This window comes from Paraburkholderia sp. USG1 (assembly GCF_031570135.1).
GTDB classification, from domain to species: Bacteria; Pseudomonadota; Gammaproteobacteria; order Burkholderiales; family Burkholderiaceae; genus Paraburkholderia; species Paraburkholderia dioscoreae.
The window spans coordinates 1-24,164 of the sequence record NZ_JAMWXW010000035.1 but is presented as its reverse complement, the minus strand read 5'-3'; the positions used below and the strand labels follow the sequence as shown (position 1 = coordinate 24,164).

Annotated in this window: 19 protein-coding genes; 12 read left to right on the top strand and 7 right to left on the bottom strand. The window is 62.0% G+C overall.

Features of this window, described 5'->3' with window-relative positions; all coding sequences use genetic code 11:
- Positions 1-89: 89 nt before the first annotated feature.
- The 3 genes from NE850_RS33010 to NE850_RS33000 all read right to left on the bottom strand — a co-directional run bounded on the left by NE850_RS33010 (position 90) and on the right by NE850_RS33000 (position 5,154).
- On the bottom strand, positions 90-557 hold the full coding sequence (locus NE850_RS33010) for an acyl-CoA thioesterase (protein ID WP_007178384.1): 468 nt from the start codon (positions 555-557) through the stop codon (positions 90-92).
- A 68-nt stretch (positions 558-625) separates the two neighbouring features.
- A complete protein-coding gene (locus NE850_RS33005) occupies positions 626-1,558 on the bottom strand; it encodes a branched-chain amino acid transaminase (protein WP_007178383.1) in 933 nt (310 codons plus the stop codon).
- Entirely contained in the window at positions 1,555-5,154 is a 3,600-nt protein-coding gene (locus tag NE850_RS33000; protein WP_165189415.1) for an indolepyruvate ferredoxin oxidoreductase family protein, read from the bottom strand. The genes NE850_RS33005 and NE850_RS33000 overlap by 4 nt, the downstream gene beginning before the upstream one ends.
- A 96-nt stretch (positions 5,155-5,250) precedes the next feature.
- Between NE850_RS33000 and NE850_RS32995 the strand changes: the two genes are divergently transcribed.
- The 12 genes from NE850_RS32995 to alr all read left to right on the top strand — a co-directional run bounded on the left by NE850_RS32995 (position 5,251) and on the right by alr (position 20,200).
- Positions 5,251-6,156, top strand: a complete 906-nt coding sequence (locus tag NE850_RS32995; protein WP_007178381.1) for a LysR family transcriptional regulator — start codon at positions 5,251-5,253, stop codon at positions 6,154-6,156.
- Between the two features lie 229 nt (positions 6,157-6,385).
- On the top strand, positions 6,386-7,468 hold the full coding sequence (locus tag NE850_RS32990) for a LacI family DNA-binding transcriptional regulator (RefSeq protein ID WP_007178380.1): 1,083 nt from the start codon (positions 6,386-6,388) through the stop codon (positions 7,466-7,468).
- A gap of 193 nt (positions 7,469-7,661) precedes the next feature.
- Positions 7,662-8,333, top strand: a complete 672-nt coding sequence (locus NE850_RS32985) for an isochorismatase family cysteine hydrolase (RefSeq protein WP_157187727.1) — start codon at positions 7,662-7,664, stop codon at positions 8,331-8,333.
- A 145-nt stretch (positions 8,334-8,478) separates the two neighbouring features.
- Positions 8,479-10,044, top strand: a complete 1,566-nt coding sequence (locus NE850_RS32980; protein WP_165189413.1) for an ABC transporter substrate-binding protein — start codon at positions 8,479-8,481, stop codon at positions 10,042-10,044.
- Positions 10,045-10,051: 7 nt separating this feature from the next.
- A complete protein-coding gene (locus NE850_RS32975) occupies positions 10,052-10,987 on the top strand; it encodes an ABC transporter permease (protein WP_165189410.1) in 936 nt (311 codons plus the stop codon).
- Positions 10,984-11,955: an ABC transporter permease gene (locus NE850_RS32970; protein WP_007178376.1), complete on the top strand. Its 972-nt coding sequence runs from the start codon at positions 10,984-10,986 to the stop codon at positions 11,953-11,955. Before NE850_RS32975 ends, NE850_RS32970 begins: the two co-directional genes overlap by 4 nt.
- Entirely contained in the window at positions 11,952-12,794 is an 843-nt protein-coding gene (locus tag NE850_RS32965) for an ABC transporter ATP-binding protein (protein WP_007178375.1), read from the top strand. The genes NE850_RS32970 and NE850_RS32965 overlap by 4 nt, the downstream gene beginning before the upstream one ends.
- Entirely contained in the window at positions 12,784-13,617 is an 834-nt protein-coding gene (locus tag NE850_RS32960) for an ABC transporter ATP-binding protein (protein ID WP_007178374.1), read from the top strand. The genes NE850_RS32965 and NE850_RS32960 overlap by 11 nt, the downstream gene beginning before the upstream one ends.
- 188 nt (positions 13,618-13,805) lie before the next feature.
- Positions 13,806-14,975 carry a porin gene (locus NE850_RS32955; protein ID WP_007178373.1) on the top strand — a complete coding sequence of 390 codons (1,170 nt, stop codon included), beginning with the start codon at positions 13,806-13,808 and terminating at the stop codon, positions 14,973-14,975.
- Positions 14,976-15,044: 69 nt separating this feature from the next.
- Positions 15,045-17,168 carry a hydantoinase/oxoprolinase family protein gene (locus NE850_RS32950; protein ID WP_310699885.1) on the top strand — a complete coding sequence of 708 codons (2,124 nt, stop codon included), beginning with the start codon at positions 15,045-15,047 and terminating at the stop codon, positions 17,166-17,168.
- The gene (locus tag NE850_RS32945) at positions 17,165-19,006 is read left to right on the top strand and encodes a hydantoinase B/oxoprolinase family protein (protein WP_310699883.1); all 1,842 of its coding nucleotides are present in this window, start codon (positions 17,165-17,167) and stop codon (positions 19,004-19,006) included. The genes NE850_RS32950 and NE850_RS32945 overlap by 4 nt, the downstream gene beginning before the upstream one ends.
- A 21-nt stretch (positions 19,007-19,027) precedes the next feature.
- Positions 19,028-20,200, top strand: a complete 1,173-nt coding sequence (alr, locus tag NE850_RS32940; protein ID WP_007178370.1) for an alanine racemase — start codon at positions 19,028-19,030, stop codon at positions 20,198-20,200.
- 30 nt (positions 20,201-20,230) lie between these two features.
- Here alr and NE850_RS32935 read toward each other — a convergent pair whose 3' ends face one another.
- The 4 genes from NE850_RS32935 to NE850_RS32920 form a co-directional block, all read right to left on the bottom strand.
- On the bottom strand, positions 20,231-21,379 hold the full coding sequence (locus NE850_RS32935) for a porin (protein ID WP_007178369.1): 1,149 nt from the start codon (positions 21,377-21,379) through the stop codon (positions 20,231-20,233).
- A 432-nt stretch (positions 21,380-21,811) separates the two neighbouring features.
- Complete coding sequence (locus NE850_RS32930; protein WP_007178367.1) at positions 21,812-22,663, bottom strand: 3-hydroxybutyryl-CoA dehydrogenase; 852 nt, start codon at positions 22,661-22,663, stop codon at positions 21,812-21,814.
- A 34-nt stretch (positions 22,664-22,697) separates the two neighbouring features.
- The gene (gene bktB / locus NE850_RS32925; protein ID WP_007178366.1) at positions 22,698-23,885 is read right to left on the bottom strand and encodes a beta-ketothiolase BktB; all 1,188 of its coding nucleotides are present in this window, start codon (positions 23,883-23,885) and stop codon (positions 22,698-22,700) included.
- A gap of 49 nt (positions 23,886-23,934) precedes the next feature.
- Positions 23,935-24,164, bottom strand: a 230-nt coding sequence (locus NE850_RS32920; protein ID WP_310699881.1) for a 4Fe-4S dicluster domain-containing protein, incomplete at its 5' end; no start/stop codon positions are given.

Here is a 24,164-nt window from a genome sequence, read left to right as displayed (position 1 = left end):
CGTCATATTTGCGCTATGCGGAAGGCGTCGCGAGCGGCAATTTAACGCGCTCGGCGAGCGCGGGTACGTTCCTTACGAACTCTCTCTGGCTAGCTGACGGAATTCGCGTCGGGCACCAAGGTGGGCCCAGCGGCAGAAGGTGTGGAAACGGCGTTATTGGGCGGCAGAGGGCGAGGCATTCGCATCGAGTCGGTGGCGACAAAGGTGAGGGTAGCCTCCGTTACCTTGACGACGTCGGCCGCCATGCCCATGCGTTGAGCGAAGACTTCCACGTTGACGGTGATCGACGTACGTCCCTCGCGGACGATATCCGCATAGAAGCTCAGCAGATCGCCGATAAAAACGGGCTGCCTGAACGTGAACGAATTGACCGCGATGGTGACGACGCGGCCATTCGCGCGCCGGCTGGCGGGAATCGATCCGGCGATATCGACATGCGACATGATCCAGCCGCCGAACACATCGCCGTGTACGTTGGCGCTCGACGGTTGGGGCACGACGCGCAGCACGGGCATCGCGTCGGCGGGAAGGCGTTCGGAGGATGAGGATGCGGGCATGGCGGTCTCGTGTCGTAAGTAAGCCGGGAGCGGCACGACAGCGCCCGGCTTCCCGGCAGATATCGGGTTCAGCGGACCACGCGCGTGAGCCAGTGCGCGTAGCGGTCCGATTTGCCGGCAACCGCGGCGAAGAACGTTTCCTGCAGCGACGCCGTGATAGGCCCACGCTCGCCGTTGCCGATCACGCGATCGTCGAGTTCGCGAATGGGCGTGACCTCGGCTGCCGTGCCCGTGAAAAAAGCTTCGTCGGCGCAATACATTTCATCGCGCGTAATGCGTTTTTCGACGACATGAAGGCCCTGATCCCGCGCGATTTCAATCACCGACGCGCGCGTGATGCCGTCGAGGCAGGAGGCCAGGTCCGGCGTATACAACGCGCCGTTGCGCACGATGAAAACGTTTTCCCCCGCGCCCTCGGACACATAGCCTTCCGTGTCGAGCAGCAAGGCCTCGTCGTAACCGTTACGGGTGACTTCGCGATTGGCCAGAATCGAATTGATGTAGTAGCCGCTTGCCTTGGCGCGAACCAGCGACACATTCACATGATGACGCGATAGCGAAGACGTCTTGACACGAATTCCGCGCGCGAGTCCCTCCTCGCCGAGATAGCTGCCCCAAGGCCACGCGGCAATGCCGACGTGAACCGTGTTGCCGCGCGCACCGAGGCCCATCTGTTCGCTGCCGAGCCACACGAGAGGACGCAGATAGCACGCTGTCAGCTGATTGCGGCGCACCACTTCCAGCTGCGCGTCGCGAATCGTCTCCACGCTGAAGGGCACGGTCATTTCGAAGATTTTCGCGGAATTGAAGAGTCTTTTCGTATGGTCGTCGAGCCGGAAAATCGCCGGACCCGCAGCAGTCCCGTATGCCCTGACGCCTTCGAATACGGCCATGCCATAGTGGAGCGAATGAGTCAGAAAGTGGAGTTGCGCATCGCGCCACTGCACCAGTTCGCCATCCAGCCAGATCACGCCATCGCGGTCATGCATTGTCGAGTTCATAACGATTTTTCGAAAGGTTGAGAAGATGAAACGGGCGGCGTGCCGGCCGCATCGGCGCGGTATTCGGCAAGCCAGCGTTCGCGCTTCGTTGCCGCGGCGAGCACGTTGCGCTCCTTGACGTGACCGAAACCGCGAATCTCGTCCGGCAGATTGGCGAGTTTCATTGCCGCATCGAAACGGGCGGTGTCGAGCGTTGCGCAGAATTCGTCGACCAGTGCGAAGTACTGCTCGATCAGATCACGTTCATTGCGCCGCTCTTGCGTCTTGCCGAATACGTCGAATGCCGTGCCGCGCAGGAATCTGAATTTTTCGAGTGCGCGGAACATCGTGAGCGTCCATTGCCCGAATCTTTGTTTTTTCAGGTGGCCGTGTTCGTCGCGTTTGGTGAGCAATGGCGGCGCGAGATGGAACGCAAGCTTGTAATCGCGACCCGGCTCGCCTTCGAACTGGGCACGCAGTTTGTCCATATAGGCCGGGTCCGCATAGAGACGGGCCACTTCGTACTCGTCCTTATAGGTCATCAGTTTCGCCAGATTGCGCGCGACCACCGGCGTGAGGCGAGGCTTCGACCCGGACACCACGGCCGCTTCCTTCGCGCGCAGCCGTTCTACGGCTTCGACATAGCGCGCTGCATAACGCGGGTTCTGATAGACGCTCAGCCGCTCGACATTGCGCTCGATCAACCGGTCCAACGATTCGGGCATCTGCACGACAATGGCCTGCTGCTTGCCGGCCAGCGGCGTGAAAGCATCCGCGGCGGTTTCACCGTGCTGCGCGACGTAGCGGCCCCATTCGAACGCCAGACGATTTTTTTCCACGGCGACGCCATTCAGTTCGATCGCGCGATCGAGACTTTCGTAGCTGAGCGGCAGCCAGCCGCGTTGCCACGCAAAGCCGAGCAACAGCGGATTGGCATAGAGCGTGTCGCCTAACAGCGCGAGCGCAAGACGATTGGCGTCGATAAAGTCGCAGTCGTCGCCGATGCTTGCGTGCAGATCCTGTTGTGTCTGATCGGCCGGAAAACTCCAATGCGGATCCCGCACGAACTGTGCGGTCGGCGTGGCGCCGCTGTTGATCGCCGCTTTCGTTACGCCGCGTTGCGTGCGTGCCAGCACTTCAGCGGAAGCGGAGACGATCGCATCGCAGCCGAGAATCAGGCGCGCTTCACCGGCCGCGATCCGCGTTGCGTGCAGTTGGTCGGGTGCTGCGGCGATCTGCACATGGCTGAGCACAGCGCCGCCTTTCTGCGCGAGCCCAGCCATATCGAGCACGGTGACGCCCTTGCTTTCGAGGTGAGCCGCCATGCCAAGCAAGCCGCCGATCGTCACGACGCCGGTTCCACCCACGCCCGTCACCAGCACGCCATACGGTTTGGATAGCGAAGCAATCGTAGGTCTGGGCAGCGCGGCGAAATCGGGCAACGCGGCTGCGGTCGCATGTTTAACGGGTTTTTTCACCTGCGCGCCTTCAGCCGTGACGAAACTCGGACAGAAGCCGTTCACGCACGAAAAATCTTTATTGCACGACGACTGGTTGATCTTTCGCTTGCTCCCGAGCAACGTTTGCAACGGCTCGACCGACAGGCAGTTCGATTCCACCGAACAGTCGCCGCAACCTTCGCACACCGCGTCGTTGATAAAAGCGCGTTTCGCCGGATCGGGATAGGTGCCGCGTTTGCGGCGCCGCCGTTTTTCGGTCGCACAGGTCTGGTCGTAGATCAGAATCGATGTACCCGCCACTTCGCGCAACTCGCGCTGCAAGCGGTCGAGTTCGTCGCGGTGATACACCTTCACGCCTTCTGGAAGGCGAACGTTCGCGTCGTATTTCTCCGGCTCGTCCGTCACGATCAGCACGTGTTTCGCGCCTTCGGCAACGACCTGAAACGCGATCTGCGGCACGGTGAGCACGCCATCCACCGGCTGGCCGCCGGTCATCGCGACCGCGTCGTTGTAGAGCACCTTGTAGGTGACGTTCGCGCCGGCCGCAATCGAAGCGCGAATCGCGAGCAGACCCGAATGAAAATAGGTGCCGTCGCCCAGATTGACGAACACGTGACGCTCATTCGTGAAATGCATCTGGCCGGTCCACGCAACGCCTTCGCCGCCCATCTGGCTGAAGGTCTCCGTGTTGCGGTCCATCCACATCGACATGTAGTGGCAGCCAATGCCGGCCAGTGCGCGTGAACCATCCGGCACGCGTGTCGACGTGTTGTGCGGGCAGCCCGAGCAGAACCAAGGTTGCCGTTCCGTCACGAAACGCAGCGTGGCCGCCTCGCGCTCCTTGGCCTCGATCACGGCAACGCGCGCATCGATTCGCGCCCGCAAATCGGCAGGCAGATCGGCTTTGGCGAGGCGCCGGGCGATCGCTTTCGCAATCAGGGCGGGCGACAGTTCGTAGTGCGCGGGCAGCAGGGTCTGTCCACGCGGCACCGACCATTCGCCGCCTTCGTCGTCGCGCTGGTCGAATTTGCCGAACACCTTTGGGCGCACGTCGTCGCGCCAGTTGTAGAGCTCCTCTTTGAGCGCATATTCGAGAATCTGGCGTTTCTCTTCGACCACCAGAATCTCGTCGAGCCCGGTTGCGAAGTCGCGCGCGTTCTGCGCGTCGAGCGGCCATACGCAACCCACTTTCAGCACGCGTATGCCAATGCGTGCGCAGGTTTCGTCGTCGAGCGAGAGGTCGGCGAGCGCCTGGCGCACGTCGAGATACGCCTTGCCGGCGGTCATGATCCCAAGGCGTGGATTGGGACTGTCGATCACCACGCGGTTCAGCTTGTTCGCGCGAATATAGGCGAGCGCCGCATACCACTTGTAGTTGAGCAGACGCGCTTCCTGCGCGAGCGGCGGATCGGGCCAGCGGATATTCAGGCCGCCTTCGGGCATCTCGAAGTCATCCGGCAGGACGATCTGCAAGCGGTCCGGGTCGATCTCGATCGACGCGCTCGATTCGACCACGTCCGTCACGCACTTCATCGCGACCCACAGACCCGCGTAGCGGCTCATGGCCCAGCCGTGCAGACCGTAGTCGAGATACTCCTGCACGCTTGCCGGATACAGCACCGGGATGCCGCTTGCCACGAACATGTGCTCCGATTGATGCGCGACCGACGACGACTTCGCCGCATGGTCGTCGCCCGCCAGCACCAGCACGCCGCCGTTCGGATCGGTGCCGGCCGAATTCGCGTGCTTGAAGACGTCGCCGGTGCGATCCACACCCGGCCCCTTGCCGTACCACATGCCGAATACACCGTCGACCTTCGCGCCCGGCCAGAGGTTGAGCTGCTGCGTGCCCCACACGGCAGTCGCCGCGAGATCCTCATTAACCCCCGGCTGGAATACCACGTCGTGTTCCTTCAGATGCTTCTTCGCTTTCCATAGACCCTGATCGAGCGCGCCGAGCGGCGAGCCGCGATAGCCCGACACATAGCCCGCGGTGTCGAGACCGGCGCGGCGGTCGCGCGCTTTCTGCAGCATAGGCAGCCGCACCAGCGCCTGAGTGCCGCTCATATAGACGCGGCCCTTTTCGAGCGCGTATTTGTCGTCGAGCGATACGTCGGCAAGCGCGTCACGTAGTGGCGGCATTAGCGGGGCGTTCATGGGGAAGTCTCCGGCGGCTTTATTGGAAGCGGAGTATAGGAAGCAGAATTTCCAACGTAAAATCACGAATACCGAATCCTGCTATTTGAAAAACACATGTCAAAAGACGTTACCCTGCGGCAGATGCGTTACTTCGTGGCTGCAGCCCAGAGCGGGCAGTTTTCGATGGCGGCGACGGCCGAGCACGTGTCGCAATCGGCGATCACCAATGCCGTGCTTGCATTGGAGGAAACCCTGGGTACGCGGCTCTTCGAGCGCCTGCCTCAAGGCGTCACGTTGACGCCAGACGGGCACGATTTTCTGAGCCACGCGAGACACATACTCGATTCGGTGCGCGACGCGGTTTACAAGGCGCCGTTCCGCTCGCACGATCTCAAAGGTACCGTGCGCATTGCTGCGTCGTATACCGTGTTGGGTTATTTCCTGCCGGAGTTGATGGCGCGGTTTCGCGCGACGTACCCCGACGTCGTGATCGATCTGCACGACCTTGACCGTGAATCGATCGAACAGGCCGTGCTCACCGGCGAGGTTGATCTCGGCATTGTTCTGCTATCGAATGTCGAAAATATCCGGCGTTTCCGTCACCATGTGCTGATCCGCTCGCGCCGACAGTTGTGGACCTCGCCCACCCATCCGCTCGCGCAACTCAATGCGCCTTCGCTCGCGGATATCGCGAGTTATCCGTACATTCTGATCACGGTAGACGAAGGCGAGCAATCCACGCTGCGCTACTGGAAGCAGAATGATGTCGAGCCGAATATCGCGTTTCGCACGAGTTCAATGGAGGCGCTGCGCGGTCTGGTCGCGCATGGCTTCGGCGTGACGATTCTGTCCGACATGGTGTTTCGCCCGTGGTCGCTGGAAGGCAAGCGGATCGACGCGCGACCCATTCTCAACGCGATTCCGCAGATGGATGCGGGCATGTTATGGCGTAAAGGCACGACGCTGGATACGCCGGCAGTGGCGTTTCAGCAGTTCCTCATTCATGCATGCGGGAGTTGAAAGCGGGACGTGATCTGTATGAAAAAAACTGCAGGGCGTTGCCCGAATTGATATTGGCGATCCTGTCATATCTGTTTTTCGCATACCCTGGCGGTTGTTTTTCCTCTGCACTGACAGCGGCCGACTCGCACCGCAAGCCCGAGCCGACATGGGGCAGAGCCGGGACGCACTATAATCGGCTCGATGCATCGATTCATTGAGAACCGATCGACGACTTCCGCCTTCCGTCATGCCCAAACAGAGAGCCAGCAAACCCGTTCAGCCTGCATTGCGCAGCCGAAAATCCCCGCAGGGCTCGCCCACCGTGCAGGACGTCGCGCGCCTCGCGAAGGTGTCGGTCGGCTCGGTGTCGCGGGTGCTCAACGGCCGCGAGAATGTGGCGCCGGCCATTCAGGAGGCGGTGCGCGCCGCGGTGGCGGAGTTGAATTTCGTGCCGAACGTGGTGGCGCGCAGCATGCGCAAGGGCAGCTCCAGCGCGATTGGCTGCCTGATTTCCGACATCACCCAGCACACCGCCGCGCAGATGGTAAGCGCGGCCGAAGAGCGCCTGCGGGCAAGGGGTTTCGAGATTCTGATCGCCAATTCCCATTACGACCTCGAGCGTGAGCGGGCCATTCTGTCGAGCCTCAAGCAGCGCCGCATCGACGGATTCATCGGTGCGATTTCCGACGACGAGACGCCTTCCTATTTCAACTTCCTGCACACCCTGAATATGCCCGTCGTGCTGTGGGAGCGCGACGCCCAGGGCGAATTTAATTCGGTGCTGACCGATCACGCCGACGGCTGCCGTCAGGCCGTGCGCTATCTCGCGTCGCTCGGCCATCGCTCCATTGCGCTCGTGGCCGGCCACGAAAACACGTGGGTGGGCCGCGAGATGGTGCGCGGCTATCAGGCCGCGTGCGAGGCCGCCGGCATCGCGCTCGATCCTGCGCTCGTGCTGCGTACCAGCGCATTTAACAAAGACGTCTGCCGCGCGCTGCTCACCGGTCCCGGGCGGCCTACCGCCATCATTGCCACGCTGAACGACGTGGCGGTCGTGCTCGAAGTGGTGCGGGAAACCGGGCTGTCGATTCCGGCCGACCTGTCGGTGATTTCCATCGGCGAGCACGAGTATTCGGGCATCGCGTCGCCGGCGTTGACCGTGGTGACGCAAAACCCGCGCGACGTGGGCCGCGAAGCCGCGGACATGATGTTGCAACTGATCGAGGGTTCCGCGCCGTCCGGCATTCGCCGCTCGAAACATCCAATGCGGATGATCGTGCGCGAGTCGTGCGGCGCGCCTCCCAGCCTGGCACGCCGCAAAAAGCGCTAGCCGGATTCGATTCCCAGGGTTTGTCCGACCGCAAAGTTGCTTGACAGCGGATTTTTCGTCGCTGACATTGCGTACACACCGAAAATGAATCGATTCACCAAATTCGAGGCGGGATATGGGCGACAGAAAAATCGGGTTACAGTCGAGGCAGGACAACAGCGAGGAAGGCGGCCGTGCAGGCCGTCGACGGTTTATGAAAACGGCAGGCGTGCTGGCCGGCGCGGTGGCGACCGGACTCGGTCTTGATGGCTGCGGAGACGGCGGGATCAGCGCCGCGTCTGCGCAGAGCGTGGGTGCGCAGATTCCGGCGATCGTGCCGGCGCAAACCGCGCTGGTGGTCATGCATTATCAGACCGACATTCTGGGGCTCTTTCCGTCTGTCGCGCCTACGCTGCTCGCCAACACGCGCAAGTTGTGCGATGCCGCGCGGGCCAAAGGCGTCAGCGTCTACTTCGCGAAGATCCAGTTCAGCCCGGGTTATCCGGAAGTCAGCCCGTTGAACAAGAACGGGCAAGGACTCAAACAACTCGGCCTTTTTATCAACGACAAAATCGCGCCGGAACTCGGCCAGCAGGCCAACGAACCGCTCATCGTCGGACATCGTGCCAGCGTGTTTTTCGGCACCGATCTGCAGGCGCGGCTTTCCGCGCAGGGTATCGATACGCTGATCATGGCCGGCATTGCGTCGACCGGCGTCGTGCTCTCGTCTGTCGGGTATGCGAGCGACGCGGACTTCCGCTTGTACACCGTCAAGGATTGCTGTTACGACCCGGACCAGGTCGTGCACGATCATCTTTTCTCCACCGCATTCGATTCGCGCACCACGGTGCTGTCGCTCGCCGACGCCTCGTTGCTGCTTGCCTAGGGCCGCTGCAAAGCGCGCTGAGCGCCCCAGTCAGGGTTTCCGATATTTTTGAAAAGTTGACTCGCCGCGCCAACCTCACTATTGTCTGTGAATCGATTCACTAAAATGTATTGAACGGCGCGGCATTGAAAAAGCAGAGGATTTCATGACTTTCAGCAACAGGCGACGACAACTCCTTCGCGCGGGCGCCGCGGGCATCGCGGGGCTTTCGCTGCCGCTCGCATTCGAAGGCCGCGTTTTCGCGGCGCAGGCAGGGGTGTTGTCGGTCGCCATTCCGAGCAATCCGCAAACGCTCGATCCGATCAACCAGCCGAATCACGACGTAATGGCGATCAACCAGCTGATCTTCGAGAATCTGGTCGGCGTCGACGCGCGCGGTCAGCGGGTGCCGCAACTGGCGCGCGCCTGGACGATTTCGCCGGACAAACTGACGTACACATTCGATCTGCAGCGCGGCGTGAACTTTCAGAACGGCCAGCCTTTCACGTCCGCTGACGTGAAATACAGCTTCGACTACGTGCTGAATCCCGCGAACAAGGCGTTCCGCCGGCCGTTCTGGACCGTGATCGATTCGGTCAGCACGCCGGATGCGAATACCGCCGTGATCCGCCTCAAGCGCCCTTACCGGCCGTTGCTCGACTACATGTCGAAGTACATGGGTATTTTTCCGGTAGGCAGCCGCGAGCAGCACCCAGCCGACTACTTCAAGCAGACGCCGATCGGTGTCGGCACCGGCCCGGCAATTTTCGTGCAGTCCAAGGCGAACGACTTTGTCGAATTGAAGCGCAATCCGGCTTACTGGGGCAAGGGCGAGCCGCATTGGGACAAGGTGGTGTTCCGCATCATTCCGGAAGAATCGTCGCGGCTTGCGTCGCTGATGTCGGACCAGACGCAGATCATCAGCGCGCCGCCGGCCCAGACGTTCGCGCAGATCCGCACGTCGGCGGGCCTCGCGGGCGATAGCCGTCCATCGCCGACCAGCCCGCTGATGATATGCCTGAACAACCGCAAGGCGCCATTCGACGACCCGGCGTTTCGCCGTGCCGTTTCGCTCGTGCTGGATCGGGGCAAGATTTGCCGCGATCTGTGCTATGGCGCGGTGAAGGCGAGCAGCATGCCGTTTGCGCCGGAGTCGCCGTGGTACGACGCAAGCTCGGCTGGAAGCCTGGCGTTCAATCTGGATCAGGCGCGAGCGGCGTTGAAAAGCTCGAAGTACGCGAGCGGCGCGTCGTTCGATCTGCTGTACGTGCAGCCTGCGTATCTGATCGATACATCATCCACGGCGCTGTTCATTCAGGCGCAACTGGCGTCGCTGGGCGTGCGCGTCAATCTGCGTCCGCTCGATTTCGGGCAGATGATTTCGCAGGTGCTGGTCGGCAACCACGCTGCGGCATTGACCGGTTTCATCGCGCCGCCGGAGCCGACGTATCTGCTCAATGCGCTGTTCCGGCCAACGGAAAGTCTCTGGAAAGCGAGCGGCTATGAGAGTGCAGAATTGCTGAAGCTGATCGACGACAGCTATCTGGTCGACGATCCTGCCGCGCTGAAGCCGATTCTCGCGAAGCTTCAGCAGGTGCTGGCGCGCGACTGTCCGGCGGTCTGGATCGGCGCGCTGGAAGTGCAGAACTTGTGGCGCAGCAATGTGAAGGATTTTCAGGTGAACGCCGGCTTCTCGCTGAAGCTCGACAACGTCTATCTCGCGAAGGCATGAGGTCGATATGAAAGCCGTTTCGAGGCTGTTTTCGTCTGTGCTGGTGCTGCTGGTGGTGAGCGCGTTGCTGTTCGCAATGTGTCGCGCGACACCCGTGTCGCCCGCGCGTCTGACGTTGGGCAGCGACGCAAGCATCGAACAGATCGCCGCGTTCAATCATCAATATGGACTCGACCGGACTGTCGTCGCGCAATACGGCACGTGGCTGAACGGCGCGCTCGCGCTCGATTTCGGCAAGTCCTACGTGACCGGCAACCCGATCGGCCCACAGATTGCCGATACGTTGCCGAATACCGTCGAACTCGTCACGCTGTCGTTCGTCTTCACGATCTTCGTGTCGATCGTGCTCGGCACCGTGGCGGCGCTGAAAGAGAACAGCGGAACGGACCATCTGCTGCGAGCCGTGGCGATTGTCGGTTTATCCGTGCCGTCGTTCTGGCTGGGGTTGCTGCTGATCCGCTATGTCGCCTTGAAGACCGGTTGGTTTCCTGTGGGCGGCCTCACGCCCTGGTCGGACGGCCCGGCGGCTCATCTGCTCGCGCTGGTGTTGCCCGTGCTGACGATGTCGGTGTACTACATCTCCGTGCTGAGCCGTCTGGTGCGGGCGAACATGGTCGATGCGCTCTCGCAGGATTATGTGCGAACCGCCAGAGCGCTCGGTTTGTCGCCGTCGCGTATTCGCCTCTATGCACTGAAGAACGCGTTGCCGTCGCTCGTGAGCACGGCGGCGATGAGTTACGGCTACATGTTCGGCTGGGCGTTGATCGTGGAGCAGATCTTCAATCTGCCAGGCGTCTCGCGCGCTTTGCTCACGGCGATCTTCCAGCGCGACTATCCGACGGTGCAGGCCATCGTGCTCGTGATCACGACGATCTTCATCGCGTCGAACACGTGCGCCGACGTACTGCATGGCTATCTCGACCCGAAGGCGAACAGAACATGATGGCTGATTCATCCCTACCCAACGTGCAACGCAAGCCGCATGTGCTCGGCGCATGGCTCGCATCGGCCGGCCAGCTGCTGCGTGCGCTGATGCATGAGCCGGCCGGTGCGATCGGTCTCGCCACGATCGTGCTACTGGGCGTGATTGCCTTGTGCGCGCCGTGGCTGCCGTTGAAGGATCCGCTGCAGCTCTATATCGAACATCGTCTGGAAGCGCCGAGCGCGGCGTTCTGGCTCGGCACCGACCAGGTGGGCCGCGACATTCTGAGCCGCACGATCTGGGGCGCTCGCGCGTCGTTGTCCATTGGACTGTGCGCGGTCGCGATCGGCCTCGTGCTCGGCACGGGCATCGGTCTCGTGGCAGGCTATAAGGCCGGCTCGTGGCTCGACGAAACGCTGATGAAAGTGATGGAAGTGCTCGCGTCGATTCCGCTGTTGATCTGGGCGATCGCGCTCGTCGGTATTACCGGCACTGATACGCTGCATATCGGCGTGCTCGCCATTTCGAATGAAACCAAGCTCGTGCTGCTGATCGGCGTGCTGTACGCGCCGGGTCTTGCGCGGCTCACCCATAGTCTCGCGAAGGCCGAGTCGCAGGCGGAGTATGTCGCCGCACGGATTCTGCAGGGTGCAAGCGGGGCGCGCATCATGTTCTCCGATGTTCTACCCAATATCATCTCGCCGGTGCTGATCCAGGCGTCGCTGCTGCTCGGTGTGACGATCATCGTGGAGGCATCGCTCAGTTTTATCGGACTCGGGGTGCAACCGCCAACGCCAAGTTGGGGCGCGATGCTCTCTGACGCGCGCGCACTGATTTTCACCGACAACTGGTGGGTCTCGGTGTTCCCCGGCGCGGCGGTGTTCGTTAGCGTGCTCGCCTTCAATCTGTTCGGCGATTCGATGCGCACCATTCTCGATCCCCGGCGGCGCAGTGCGCATGCGGCGAATGTGCCGGGAGCGTCGCTATGAACGAAGCGCTACTGTCGATTGAAAACCTGCGCGTCACGTTCGGCGCGGGCAAGACCCAGACCGAAGTGTTGCATGGACTCGATTTGCAGGTGGGACGCGGCGAAGCGGTCGGCCTCGTCGGCGAATCGGGTTCGGGCAAGAGCGTGGCTTCGCTGGCCGTGCTCGGCTTGCTCGGCAACGCGGGGCGTATCAGCGGCGGCCGGATCGTGCTCGACGGCGAAGACCTGGGCCGCGCTTCGGAGGCTCGCATGCGGGCATTGCGCGGGCGGCGCGTCTCCATGATCTTTCAGGATCCGGCGACGGCACTCAACCCCGCCTTCACGATCGGCGCGCAACTCGCCGACGTGATCCGTGCCCACCGTCCGCTGCGCGGCCGCGCGATCCGCGACGAAGTGCATTCCGTGCTGGCGCGCGTCGGTTTCAAAGACCCGCGTACCACGGAGCGCGCGTATCCGCACGAACTGAGCGGCGGCATGAAGCAACGCGCGATGATTGCCGCCGCGATTGTCTGTGAACCGGCGCTGCTGCTCGCGGACGAACCCACTACCGCGCTGGACGTGACCGTGCAGGCGCAGATCGTCGAGTTGCTGAGAACGCTGGTGGACGAAATGGATCTCGGCCTCGTGTTCATCACGCACAACCTGGACCTGATGGCGGAATTGTGTTCGCGCGCCGTCGTGCTGAAACAGGGGCATGTGGTCGAAGCCGGTCCGGTGCAGGACATCTTTCTGCGGCCTTCGCACGACTACACGCGGCACCTGATCGCGAGCATTCCGCGTTTGCCGGTGGCGCGTGATATGGGCCGCCATCAACCTGAGGAGCCGCGCAATGTCCGTTAATGTGCCGAACGCCACCCCGGCTGCGCAGCCGATCTTCGCGCTGCAGGAGGTCGGCAAGTCCTATGCGTTGGCGCGTTCTCCGCTCGAACGCATGTTCAACCGGCGCCGCTTTCATGCGGTGTCGGACGTGAGTCTCGAGGTGGCGAAGGGCGACGCGCTGGCTATCGTCGGCGAAAGCGGCAGTGGCAAATCGACTGTCGCGCGCATGATGGTCGGCCTCACCGCGCCGACCACCGGCTCGATCTGTTTCCGAGGTGACGCGTTGAACACCATGACACGCACGCAGAACGCGACGTTTCGTCAGCGTGTGCAGATGGTGTTCCAAAGCACGACGAACTCGCTGAACCCGCGCAAGACGATTGCCACCACGCTTGCGGAAGCAATCGGCAACGACGGTGTGCCGGTGCGTCAATTACTCGACATGGTGAGGCTGCCGGCATTCGTGCTGGCGCGCTATCCGCATCAGCTGTCGGGCGGTCAGCGGCAGCGCGTGGGTATCGCACGGGCGCTCGCGCGCCGTCCGGAACTGGTCGTTGCCGATGAACCGACTTCCGCGCTCGACGTATCCATTCAGGCGGAGATCATCAAACTGTTGCGCGATCTTCATCAGAGCGCCGGTGTGTCGCTGGTCGTGATCAGTCACGATCTGGCGCTGGTCGGCGAACTGTGCGAGCGCGTGGTGGTGATGCGGGAAGGGCGCGTCGTGGAAGCAGGAGCCGTGGATCAGGTGTTGTTCGAGCCACGCGAGCGCTACACGACGGAGTTGCTGGCGGCGATCCCGAAGGGGATCGGCCGGCACCCCATAGGGGTGGGACCAGAGTAAGCGCCAAAGCACTAACTCTGGTCGACACAGGAGAGGCGGTCCGAGCAGTAAAGAAGAAGATCCGGGTCAAGCAGTGAGCCGACCCACCTGGGATATTTTTTTAAACCTATGGTGAATCGATTCATTTGCTATCATCAATCGATCGCTAGCCGACCGGGGTGTCGCGATTCCTTGTTTGGAGAAGAGCGGTGAAGGAAAAGTTATTCATCATGGCGGCTCTGATGGGCGGGAGCGGTCTCGTTCATGCGCAGAGTTCGGTCACGCTTTACGGGATCATCAACGAGGCCATCACCTACTCGTCGAACCAGGGCGGCCACAGCGCGGTGCAGTTGACCGGCAACGGCGAGTACGGCAGCCGCTGGGGACTGCGAGGCGCCGAAGACCTCGGCGGCGGCACCAAGGCGATCTTCACGCTGGAGAACGGCTTCAATCCGGTCAGCGGCGCGCTCGGTCAGAACAACCGCATGTTCGGCCGCCAGGCTTTCGTGGGTTTTTCGAATCCGAAGTACGGCACGCTGACGTTTGGCCGCCAGTACGACGCGATCGTCGGCACCTTGCAGACCATGACGTCCAACGGTGCGTGGGGCGGCGTGATGTTTTCGCATCCGTACGACAACGACAACACCGACGACTATTTGCGCGTCAACAACTCCATCAAATACGTCTCGCCGAATCTGAAGGGCTTCACCGGCACGGCAATGTACGCGTTCAGCAACGCGCCCGGCGCGTTCGCCAACAATCGCATGTGGTCGGTAGGCGGCATCTATTCGCAGGGTGCTTTTTCGATTGCGGCGGCGTATTCGCTCTACGACGAACCGGGCGTGAACACCACGGCGAACGTGAACACCAATGGCGCGATCACCTGTTGCGATGCGCCGATCACGTCGAAGCGCGAGCAGATTGCGGGTATCGGCGCGTCGTATGTGTTCGGACCGGCCAAGCTGAGCCTGATGTACAGCAACGCGATCTACAACAACGTGGGCACGACCCTGACGAGCGGCATCAACTATCGCTTCAACAACTATGAAGCGAATGCGCGCTTCACGCTCGACCCGACGCTGTTCTTCGGCATGGCCTACACGTACACGAGCGACGACATCACCGGCGGTCCGGGCGGTCCCACGCAGGTGCACTGGCATCAGGTCAATCTGCTGGTCGACAAGTTCCTCTCCAAGCGCACCTCCATCTATACCGAGGTGATCTATCTGCGCGCGGCCGGCGGCGGCTTTTCCCGACCAACGGGCGGACCGTTGCCGGCGACTTCGAACGGCCTGCTGGCCTCGCAGATTCAGACCATGTTGCCTTCTTCAGGCCAGAACCAGGCCGTGGTCAGTGTTGGACTCGTGCACAAGTTCTAGCAGCGCTGCTTTTACCGGCGCAAACCGGCAACGCGTTTGCGCCGAATCGACTAACAAGTAAGGTGTGCAATGACTGAAAGACTTTACCGGGCCGGTGTCGATATCGGCGGAACCTTCACGGATATCGTCGTGATCGGCGATGACGGCGTGATTCATACCAGGAAGGTTTCGTCCACGCCTCAGGACTATGGCATTGCGATCGTTGCGGGCTTGCAGGCATTGCTGGCTTCGCTCGACGCGCAACCGCGCCAGATCACCGAACTGGTTCATGCAACCACCGTCGCCACGAATACCGTGCTCGAAGGCAAAGGCGCGCGCACGGCGCTGATCACCACGCGCGGCTTTCGCGACGTGGTCGAAATTGGCCGCCTGCGCGTGCCGATGCTCTACAACCTCGCGTATCAGAAGCCGGCGCCGCTCGCGAAACGCCGGCACCGTTACGAAGTGGACGAACGGCTGCTCGCCGATGGTTCGGTTGAAACGCCGCTCGACGATGCGCAGGTGCTGGACATCGGGCAACGTATCGCAGACGAGAAAATCGAAGCGGTGGCGATCAGCCTGATTCATGCGTACGCGAATCCCGAACACGAGATCCGTATTCGAGATCTGCTGCGCGGCGTGTTGGGCGACACCGTCTATCTGACCTGCTCGCATGAAATTCTGCCGGAGATCCGCGAATACGAACGCACCAGCACGACCGTCGTCAACGCGTATCTCGGGCCGGTGGTGGTCAGCTATCTGTATTCGCTGATCGACAAGCTGCGCGGCATCGGCATGACCGGCCCCGTGCAGATCATGCATTCGAACGGCGGCGTGATGAGCGCGGCCTCCGTCATGCAGAAGCCGGCTACGATCATCGAGTCCGGTCCGGCGGCCGGTGTGATCGCGGGCGCCTCCGTGGCGGCCGCGTCGGGTTACGCCGATTGCATTACGGTGGACATGGGCGGCACCACGGCGAAGGCAGCCATCATCGAGAAGGGCGAGCCGGCGCGCACCACCGAGTACGAGGTCGGCGCGGGCATCAACGTCAGCAGCAAGCTCGTGAAGGGCGGTGGCCACGCGGTGAAGCTGCCGTTCATCGACGTCTCGGAGATCGGCGCGGGCGGCGGCAGCCTGGTGCGTATCGACGCGGGCGGTCTCGTCAAGGTCGGCCCTGATTCGGCAGGCTCGGTGCCCGGTCCCGTGTGCTACGACGCGGGCGGAACGATTCCGACGCTCACGGACGCCGTGCTGACGCTCGGCTATCTGAACCCGGAGTTCCTTGCCGGCGGCGAGTTGCGCATCAATCAGCAGAAGTCGCTCGACGCCATGCGCACGCAGATCGCCGAGCCTACGCACACGGATCTGTACGAAGCCGCCTATGGCGTTTTCTCGATCGCGGCCTCCACGATGACGCGCGCGGTGAAAGCCGTGTCGACGTATCGCGGCCGCGATCCGCGCGAGTTTGCGTTGTTCGCCTTCGGCGGCAATGGGCCGGTGATCGTTCACGCGATCGCCGAATTGCTCGACATGAAGACGGTGATCGTGCCGCCGAGCCCCGGCGTATTCAGCGCGCTCGGCCTGCTGTTCTCCTCGACACAGCACGAGTTCATGCAAACAATGTTCTGCCGCCTCGATCACTTCGCCGCAGTGGAATTGGGCAACGGGCTCGAAGACCTTGTAGCGCGGGCCACTGCGGATATGGCGGCCGAGGGTAACGCCTTCGACGATATCGCCGTGAGGTGCGCACTGGATTTGCGTTACACGGGGCAAGCATACGAGTTGACTGTGCCGATCGAATGGCGTGCCGGCGAGCCGCTCGACATTGCGCCGATCGCCGCCGCGTTTCATGCGGAACACGAACGCACCTACGGGCATGCGTCCGCGGACGAGGTCATCGAGCTCGTCAATCTGCGCGCGGTCGGTTCGCTGCGCTCGCAGAAAAACCGCGCCTACGACGCGCAACGCGCCGGCGGCAGCCGGGCGAATGCGTCGGGTGCGCGCGTGCCGGTGCGGCGCCGGGCCTATTTCGGCAAGTCCCACGGCTTTATCGACACCCCGGTGATCTCGCGTGCCGATCTGCGCGCCGCGCCAATGAGCGGCCCGTTGATCGTCGAAGAATACGACTCGACTTGCGTGGTGCCGCCGAATGCCGGCGCGCGCGTCGATGCCCACGAGAACATCGTCATCACGTTTCTGGAGCACTCCGTATGACTACCCAACAGGCCGCTTCGGCGGGCACGGATGGCATCACGCTTGAAATCGTCAAGAACGCGCTCGGCTCGATTGCTGACGAAATGGCGCTTGTCGTGCTGCGCACGGCGTATTCGCCGATCGTGCGCGATTCAATGGACTTTTCCACCGCTGTGTTCGACCGCGCCGGCCGCGTGATCGCGCAAGGTCTGACCTTGCCGATTCACCTCGGCGCGTTTCCGGCCGCGATGGATAACGTGGTGCGCCGTTTCGGCACGGCCGGCAAGCCGGGCGACATTTACATCATGAACGATCCCTATACGTCGGGTGGCATGCATCTGCCGGACGTGTATCTGATTCAGCCGGTGTTTTACGCGTCGCGTATCGAAGGCTATGTGGCGACCATCGTCCACCACGCCGATATTGGCGGCATGGCACCGGGCAGCATGGCGATCGGTGCGACCGAAATCTATCAGGAAGGCCTGCGGATTCCCTTAATGAAGCTGTGCGATGCCGGCCATGTCAATGATGCGCTTCTGACGCTGCTGGAGACGAACTCGCGCATGCCGGGCCAGTTGCGCGGCGATCTGCGCGCACAGTTGGCGTCGTGCAAGGCGGGGGAGCGTGGGCTCGTGCAGTTGCTCGACAAATACGGCGCGGACGGTTTCGGCAGCCTTGTCGAAGCGCTGCACGATTACGCGGAGCGTCTGACGCGCCAGGCCATCGGCACGATGCCGAATGGTGAATACCGTTACGAGGATTTCATCGACGGCCTGGGCGATACGCCCGTGCCGATTGCGTTTCGCGTCAAGGTGACGGTAGCGGACGATACGGTCAGCATCGACTGGACCGGGACCGATGCGCAGGTGCAAGGCGCGATCAACGGTCCGTTCGCGACTACGCAATCGGTCGCGTATGCGGCGGTGCGCTGCGCGATTGGCGTGGATGTGCCGAACTGCGAAGGTTTTTCGCGACCCGTGCAGGTCTACGCGGAAAGCGGCTCGATCGTGAATCCGGTCGAACCGGCGGCTTGCGCTGCGCGCGGCATCATTGCTTACCGGATGTTCGACGTATTGCAAGGCGCGTTCGCGCAGATCGTGCCGGACACCATTCCGGCGCTGGGAGAAGGCGGTCCATCGGTCGTGTCGATTTCCGGGCGCCATCTGGATGGCGAGGGCGGCGGCAACTGGCTGATTACCGACGGCGTGCTCGGTAGTTGGGGCGGTGGTCGCAACGACGGCTGCGAAGGGATTGCCAATCCGCTCGGCAATCTGTCGAACCAGCCGGTCGAATTGATCGAGGCACGTCTGCCGCTCAAGATCACCGAGTATGGATTCGTCACCAACTCCGGCGGCGCGGGCCGGCATCGCGGCGGCCTTGCAATGCGCCGCGCTTATGAACTGCGCGGCGACCACGCGTTGCTCGGACTGCGTTCGGACCGTCGCGCGCATCGTCCGTCCGGCTCGCATGGCGGGCTGAGCGGGTCGCCGTCGCTTAATCTGCTGACGCGTGACGGTCAAAGCACGTTGCTGCCGACCATGCCGAGCACAGTGACTGCATTGCGCAAGGGCGATCGCTTCTGCCATATCGCGGCGGGCGGCGCCGGTCATGGCGATCCGTTGACACGTTCGCTGCAGGCCGTGCGTGAGGACGTGCTGGACGAGCGCATCACGGAGCAGTTGGCGCGTGAGGTGTACGGCGTCGTGCTCGAAGGTGCGGCGCGCGAGATAGACGAGCACCGCACCGCCGAGATGCGTACGCGCCTCAAGACGCTTTCCGGGCAGGAGCGCGTCGCGAAGCAGGAGGCGCTGTTCCTGCAATCGACCGGTGCCGATGCTGCGGCTATCGGCGAACTCTGACCACGACAGGGTGCATTGACTATGTCCGTTTCAATCATCGAGCCAGTTCCTGATACTCAACGTGTGCGCTTGCTGCGTCCCAGTTGGGCTGAACTCGACTATGGCGCCATCGCGGCGAATCTGGCGGTCGCGCGTGAACAGGTGGGACACGCCACGAAAATCTACTTCGTTTGCAAGGGCGACGGATTCGGCTTCGGCGCCGCGAAGGTTGCGCGGCTGGCGGCGCAAGCGGGTGTCGACGGCTTTTGCGTCGGCAGTCCGGAAGAGGGCGTCGCGATTCGCCGTGCGGGCATCGATCGCGACATATTGCTGTTTGCCTCGACCCTGCCGGAAGATGCGGCGCAGGTCGCTGCGTTGGGACTGACGGTGACGATCCAGAGTCAGGAAAGCCTGCATGCGTTCATCGACGCAGGTGTGGCGGTCGATGCGTTCCTGGAGATCGATCCGGGCTTTGGGCGCTTCGGCTTTCTGCCGTCGCAATGGCAAGCCGCGTTCGCGGCGCTGCGCGATCAGTCGACCGTGCGGCTCAAAGGCGTGTACACGCATCTGAGCTCGCCGGAGAACGACGACGTGACGCGCCAGCAGGCCGGTGTGTTCGACGCGGCGCTGGCCGACGCGCGCGCCGCGGGCTTCGATAACATAACGACGATGCTGGCAAGCTCGCGGGTCATGCTCGCGCATCCGCATCTGGCATATCAGGCGGTCGATCCCGGGCGGCTTCTATACGGTGCGCTCGACGCGGAATGGATGGTTCGCGCACCGTTGCGGCCCATGTTGCGGGCTGTGCGCGGGCGCATCATTCACGTGCAGGAGCACCCGGCCGGATCCACGCTTGGGATCGGCTATGCGGAGCCGATCCGGCTCGAACGCGGCGTGCGTATCGGTGTCGTGCCGATCGGCTTCTGGGATGGGCTGAATCATGTGCCGCCGCTGGGCCGCGTGCTGGTGCACGGACAGGCGGCGCGCATTCTTGGGCGCCGCTCTTTCCAGCATACCGTGATCGATATCACGGAGATTGCGCAGGCCCGGACCGGAAGCGTCGTGACGTTGCTGGGGCAGGACGGCGACCAGTCGATCACGATCGACGAGATGGCGGAAACGCTGCGGCTGCCGGTCATGGAGCTGGTCCCGCGGCTAGCGAGAAGCCTGCCTCACGTCCAGGTGAACGCGACGGATCTGGTGGGCAGTAACTGACGCCCGTCGCCAGATCCGTCTCATACGGCCTTAGAACATTTTGCGGATGCCGACTGCCGCGCCAACGTTGTTGGTACGGCCAACGGTGTCGACCACGCCGGTAGCCGGGTTGGTCGAGCCGGGGTAGTCGGCGGCAAATGCGCCGTTGCCGCGCGCGAAGTCCACGGTGCCATACACTTCCGTATGCTTGGACAGCGAGTATTCGGCGAGAACGGTGGCGGAGTAGTTGATACCCGAACCGAGTGTGCCGTCGATCCGCTCGGCATTGCGGGCGTGGCCGTAGTAGCCGGCCACGGTGATCAGCAGCGGGGCTGTGGCTTGCCAGTTGCCGCCAATGTAGAGCGTGTCGTCGATACGGTTCGGGCTGCTGCCCGGCAGTTTCGGCGCGCCGGCTTGCTGCATGTTGGCGTCGGTGGTGCCGCTGCGATCCTGCGCGCGCAACCAGCCGGCCAACAGGCGTACGGTAGGCGTGATCTGGTACGCGCCGCTGACGTGCATCAGGTTGATCTTCGCGCCATTGACCAGGCTGCCGTTGGCGGACGTCACGGAGGTTTGCTGGAAGCCGGCGTCGAGCGATGCGGGACCGTGCGTATACGTCACTTCCACGCCATACGTGCTGCCGAGGCCGACTGCGCCCGCCTGATTGCCGAAGCCGTAGATTGCGTCAATGCTCAGGCCGTTGAACGATGCCTTGTATTTGACCGAGTTGTTGATCGTGAGGTACGGACCAATACCATTCCACGCCCAACTGTCTTGCCAGTAGTCGCCAACCGTCAACGGGTCGAACACATCGCCCATTGTGTCGTAGAGCGGCGCATATTGATTACCGAAGGTCAGCGTGCCGTACTTGTCGCTCGACAGGCCCACGTACGCTTGCCGGCTGAACAGCGTGTTGGCCTGATGAAGTTGTCCAGAGTTGAGTTCGAAGCCATTTTCAAGGCGGAAGATCGCGGACAGGCCGCCGCCCAGATCCTCAGTGCCCCTCAGGCCCCAACGGCTATGCGTTTCCGGGCCGACTGTCATGCTGACCAGGTCTTTGCCGTCCGGGCCGGCATTCGTCTGATATCGGAGTGCCGTATCGACGAGACCATACAGCGTGACCGAGCTTTGTGCGAACGCCGGTGACGCGGCAAGGACGAAGAGTGAACCTACGGCACTGGAGATTACGACTTTTTTCATCAGACGGATGTCCTAAGTATGATTGATTATTTGACCGCCTCAAATGCCCTCGAAGACTTGCTGGGTGAGGCTGTGACCGGGAGCATAGTCGGCCGGTTTTTTGCCTCATATCGCAGAATATGGATTGGTTCCTTCCAGAATCAGGAACAATAACGCGACCGCGTATTTCCGATGGAGATGCCTCGACGTGCGGCAAGTCGGCGTGCGGTTCGACGCCGCAGGCGCGGCAAATCGACATTAACCGATCGACGACCGGCCCGCTTTTTCAACTCGTAACGTGTCGCTAAAAAGCGACGATTTGCGACCTGTTCGGCGTGGCGTTGACGTCGCGGTTGCGCGCATTTTTGTTATTGATGGGCGCAAGGCCGTTCGTGGCATAACGGCTCAGTGCGCCCATTGGTTCCGGCAATAGCTGATCGCTCTGCCGAATAGTTAGTCGTAGCGGTAGACGCCCTGACCGACTTTTCGCCCAAGACGGCCAGCCGCCACTAACTCGCGCAGCAACGGGCTCGCTCGATACTTCGAATCACCGAAGTCCTTCAGGAAGACGTCGAGGACCGAAAGGCAAACGTCAAGTCCAATCAGATCCGCGAGTGCCAGAGGACCGATCGGATGATTCGCGCCGAGTCGCATGCCGAGGTCGATCTCCTCTGCTGTAGCAATGCCTTCGGCGAGCACGAAGAACGCTTCGTTGATCATCGGCACCAGAATGCGGTTCACCACGAAGCCCGGCGCGTTCTTCACACTGATCGGCGATTTGTCGAGCTTAACGGTTAGCTCACGCACGGCTTCAATCGTGGCTGTGCTGGTCTGTACGCCGCGAATGATTTCGACGAGCGGCAGGAGCGGCACCGGATTGAAGAAGTGCATGCCGATGAAGCGCGACGCGTCGGTAAGCGACGCTCCGAGCGCGGTGATCGAGATCGACGACGTATTCGACGCGATGATCGCGTCCGGCCGCGCCACCGATTCGATCTGCCGCAGGATGCGGATCTTCAGATCGGTATTTTCCGTAGCGGCTTCAATTACGATGTCGACGGTAGCGAGGCGTTGATAGTCGGTGGACGTCTCGATTCGCGAGAGCGCGGCCTCTTTCACTGCGGCCTCGATCTTTCCCTTGGCTACCAGCCGTTCGAGGCTACCGGTCAACGTGGCTACGCCCTTCGCGAGCGCTGCCTCGGTAACGTCGATCACGACTACCTTCAATCCTGCGACTGCAACGACCTGAGCAATGCCGTTGCCCATCGTGCCCGCACCAATTATCCCAACGGTGTTGATTGTCATGGTTATTCCTTGTCAGTGACGCAACACAATTTCTCTATTGTAGGTTCTCGAATATAGCCGCAATACCCTGGCCGCCTCCGATGCACATCGTAACCAGTGCAAAGCGCCCTTTGATACGCTGCAATTCATATAGCGCCTTGACGGTAATCAGCGCACCCGTCGCTCCGATCGGATGACCGAGCGAAATGCCGGAGCCATTCGGATTGACCTTGTGCGGGTCGAATTCGAGTTCCTGCGCCACCGCGCAGGCTTGCGCAGCAAAGGCCTCGTTCGCCTCGATCACGTCGAGATCGCCGATGCCGAGGCCGGCGCGCTGGAGGGCAAGGCGCGTTGCGGGCACCGGGCCAATGCCCATATAAAGAGGATCGACGCCGGCATGCGCATATGACACGAGCCGGGCCAGCGGTTTCACGCCACTTGCGTCCGCCGTTTCACGCGACATCAGCAGAACAGCGGCCGCCGCGTCGTTGAGGCCGGATGCGTTGCCAGCGGTTACTGTGCCGTTTTCCTTCTGGAAGACGGGCCGCAATCCGGAGAGCTCGGCGGGATCCAGTTGCAGACGCACATGTTCGTCGGTATCGAATACGACGGACCGGCCTTTCACGGTCCGTGTTATCGGCAGGATCTGATCCTTGAAGCGCCCCTCGGCGATTGCATGGGCGGCGCGCCGATGCGACTCGACTGCGAGCGCGTCCTGCTGCTCACGCGTAATGCCGTACTTCTTTGCGACATTCTCCGCGGTAACGCCCATCGGAACCGTGTGGAACGGATCGCTCAACGCCCCAAGCATCATATCGATCAGGCGTGCGTCGCCCATTCGTGCGCCAAAGCGTGCGTCGGGCGTAATGTAGGGCGCACGGCTCATGTTTTCCACGCCACCCCCGATCGCGATATCGGCATCGCCGAGCAGAATCGATTGTGCGGCAGAGACGATGGCCTGCAAGCCTGAGCCGCACAGACGATTGACATTGAACGCCGGTGTCGTTTGGCCGACACCGCCGTTGAGCGCTGCCACGCGCGCCAGGTAAAAGTCTTTGGGTTCAGTCGATATCACATTGCCGAATACGACCTGGCCAACCTTGTCTCCCGCAACGTCGGCGCGCGCCAGCACCTCGCGTACGACAAGCGCTCCGAGTTCGGTAGGCGCAACGTCTTTGAGGCTTCCGCCAAACTTGCCGATCGCGGTACGCACACCGCTGACAACAACAACTTCTCTCTGCACTTGAAACTCCTGGATTCACTTGAACGCGCGCAGCTTGCGCGTGCGGAAGTTACATGTTCGGGTAGTTCGGACCACCGCCGCCCTCAGGCGTGACCCAGACGATGTTCTGCGTCGGATCCTTGATATCGCACGTCTTGCAGTGCACGCAGTTCTGCGCGTTGATCACGAGGCGTTCGGTGTTGTCGTCGTTCTTCACGAATTCGTACACTTGCGCCGGGCAATAACGCGACTCCGGACCCGCATACGTCTGCCAGTTCACATTCACCGGCACTGACGGAT

Bases quoted from the DNA above. Each gene is read 5' to 3' on its own strand.
- NE850_RS33010 (WP_007178384.1), bottom strand. From the start codon at position 557: ATGCCCGCATCCTCATCCTCCGAACGCCTTCCCGCCGACGCGATGCCC.
- NE850_RS32975 (WP_165189410.1), top strand. From the start codon at position 10,052: ATGAAAGCCGTTTCGAGGCTGTTTTCGTCTGTGCTGGTGCTGCTGGTG.
- NE850_RS32970 (WP_007178376.1), top strand. From the start codon at position 10,984: ATGATGGCTGATTCATCCCTACCCAACGTGCAACGCAAGCCGCATGTG.
- NE850_RS32935 (WP_007178369.1), bottom strand. From the start codon at position 21,379: ATGAAAAAAGTCGTAATCTCCAGTGCCGTAGGTTCACTCTTCGTCCTT.
- NE850_RS32945 (WP_310699883.1), top strand. From the start codon at position 17,165: ATGACTACCCAACAGGCCGCTTCGGCGGGCACGGATGGCATCACGCTT.
- NE850_RS32985 (WP_157187727.1), top strand. From the start codon at position 7,662: ATGAAAACGGCAGGCGTGCTGGCCGGCGCGGTGGCGACCGGACTCGGT.
- NE850_RS33005 (WP_007178383.1), bottom strand. From the start codon at position 1,558: ATGAACTCGACAATGCATGACCGCGATGGCGTGATCTGGCTGGATGGC.
- NE850_RS32950 (WP_310699885.1), top strand. From the start codon at position 15,045: ATGACTGAAAGACTTTACCGGGCCGGTGTCGATATCGGCGGAACCTTC.
- NE850_RS32980 (WP_165189413.1), top strand. From the start codon at position 8,479: ATGACTTTCAGCAACAGGCGACGACAACTCCTTCGCGCGGGCGCCGCG.
- NE850_RS32995 (WP_007178381.1), top strand. From the start codon at position 5,251: ATGTCAAAAGACGTTACCCTGCGGCAGATGCGTTACTTCGTGGCTGCA.
- NE850_RS33000 (WP_165189415.1), bottom strand. From the start codon at position 5,154: ATGAACGCCCCGCTAATGCCGCCACTACGTGACGCGCTTGCCGACGTA.
- NE850_RS32930 (WP_007178367.1), bottom strand. From the start codon at position 22,663: ATGACAATCAACACCGTTGGGATAATTGGTGCGGGCACGATGGGCAAC.
- alr (WP_007178370.1), top strand. From the start codon at position 19,028: ATGTCCGTTTCAATCATCGAGCCAGTTCCTGATACTCAACGTGTGCGC.
- NE850_RS32990 (WP_007178380.1), top strand. From the start codon at position 6,386: ATGCCCAAACAGAGAGCCAGCAAACCCGTTCAGCCTGCATTGCGCAGC.
- NE850_RS32965 (WP_007178375.1), top strand. From the start codon at position 11,952: ATGAACGAAGCGCTACTGTCGATTGAAAACCTGCGCGTCACGTTCGGC.
- NE850_RS32960 (WP_007178374.1), top strand. From the start codon at position 12,784: ATGTCCGTTAATGTGCCGAACGCCACCCCGGCTGCGCAGCCGATCTTC.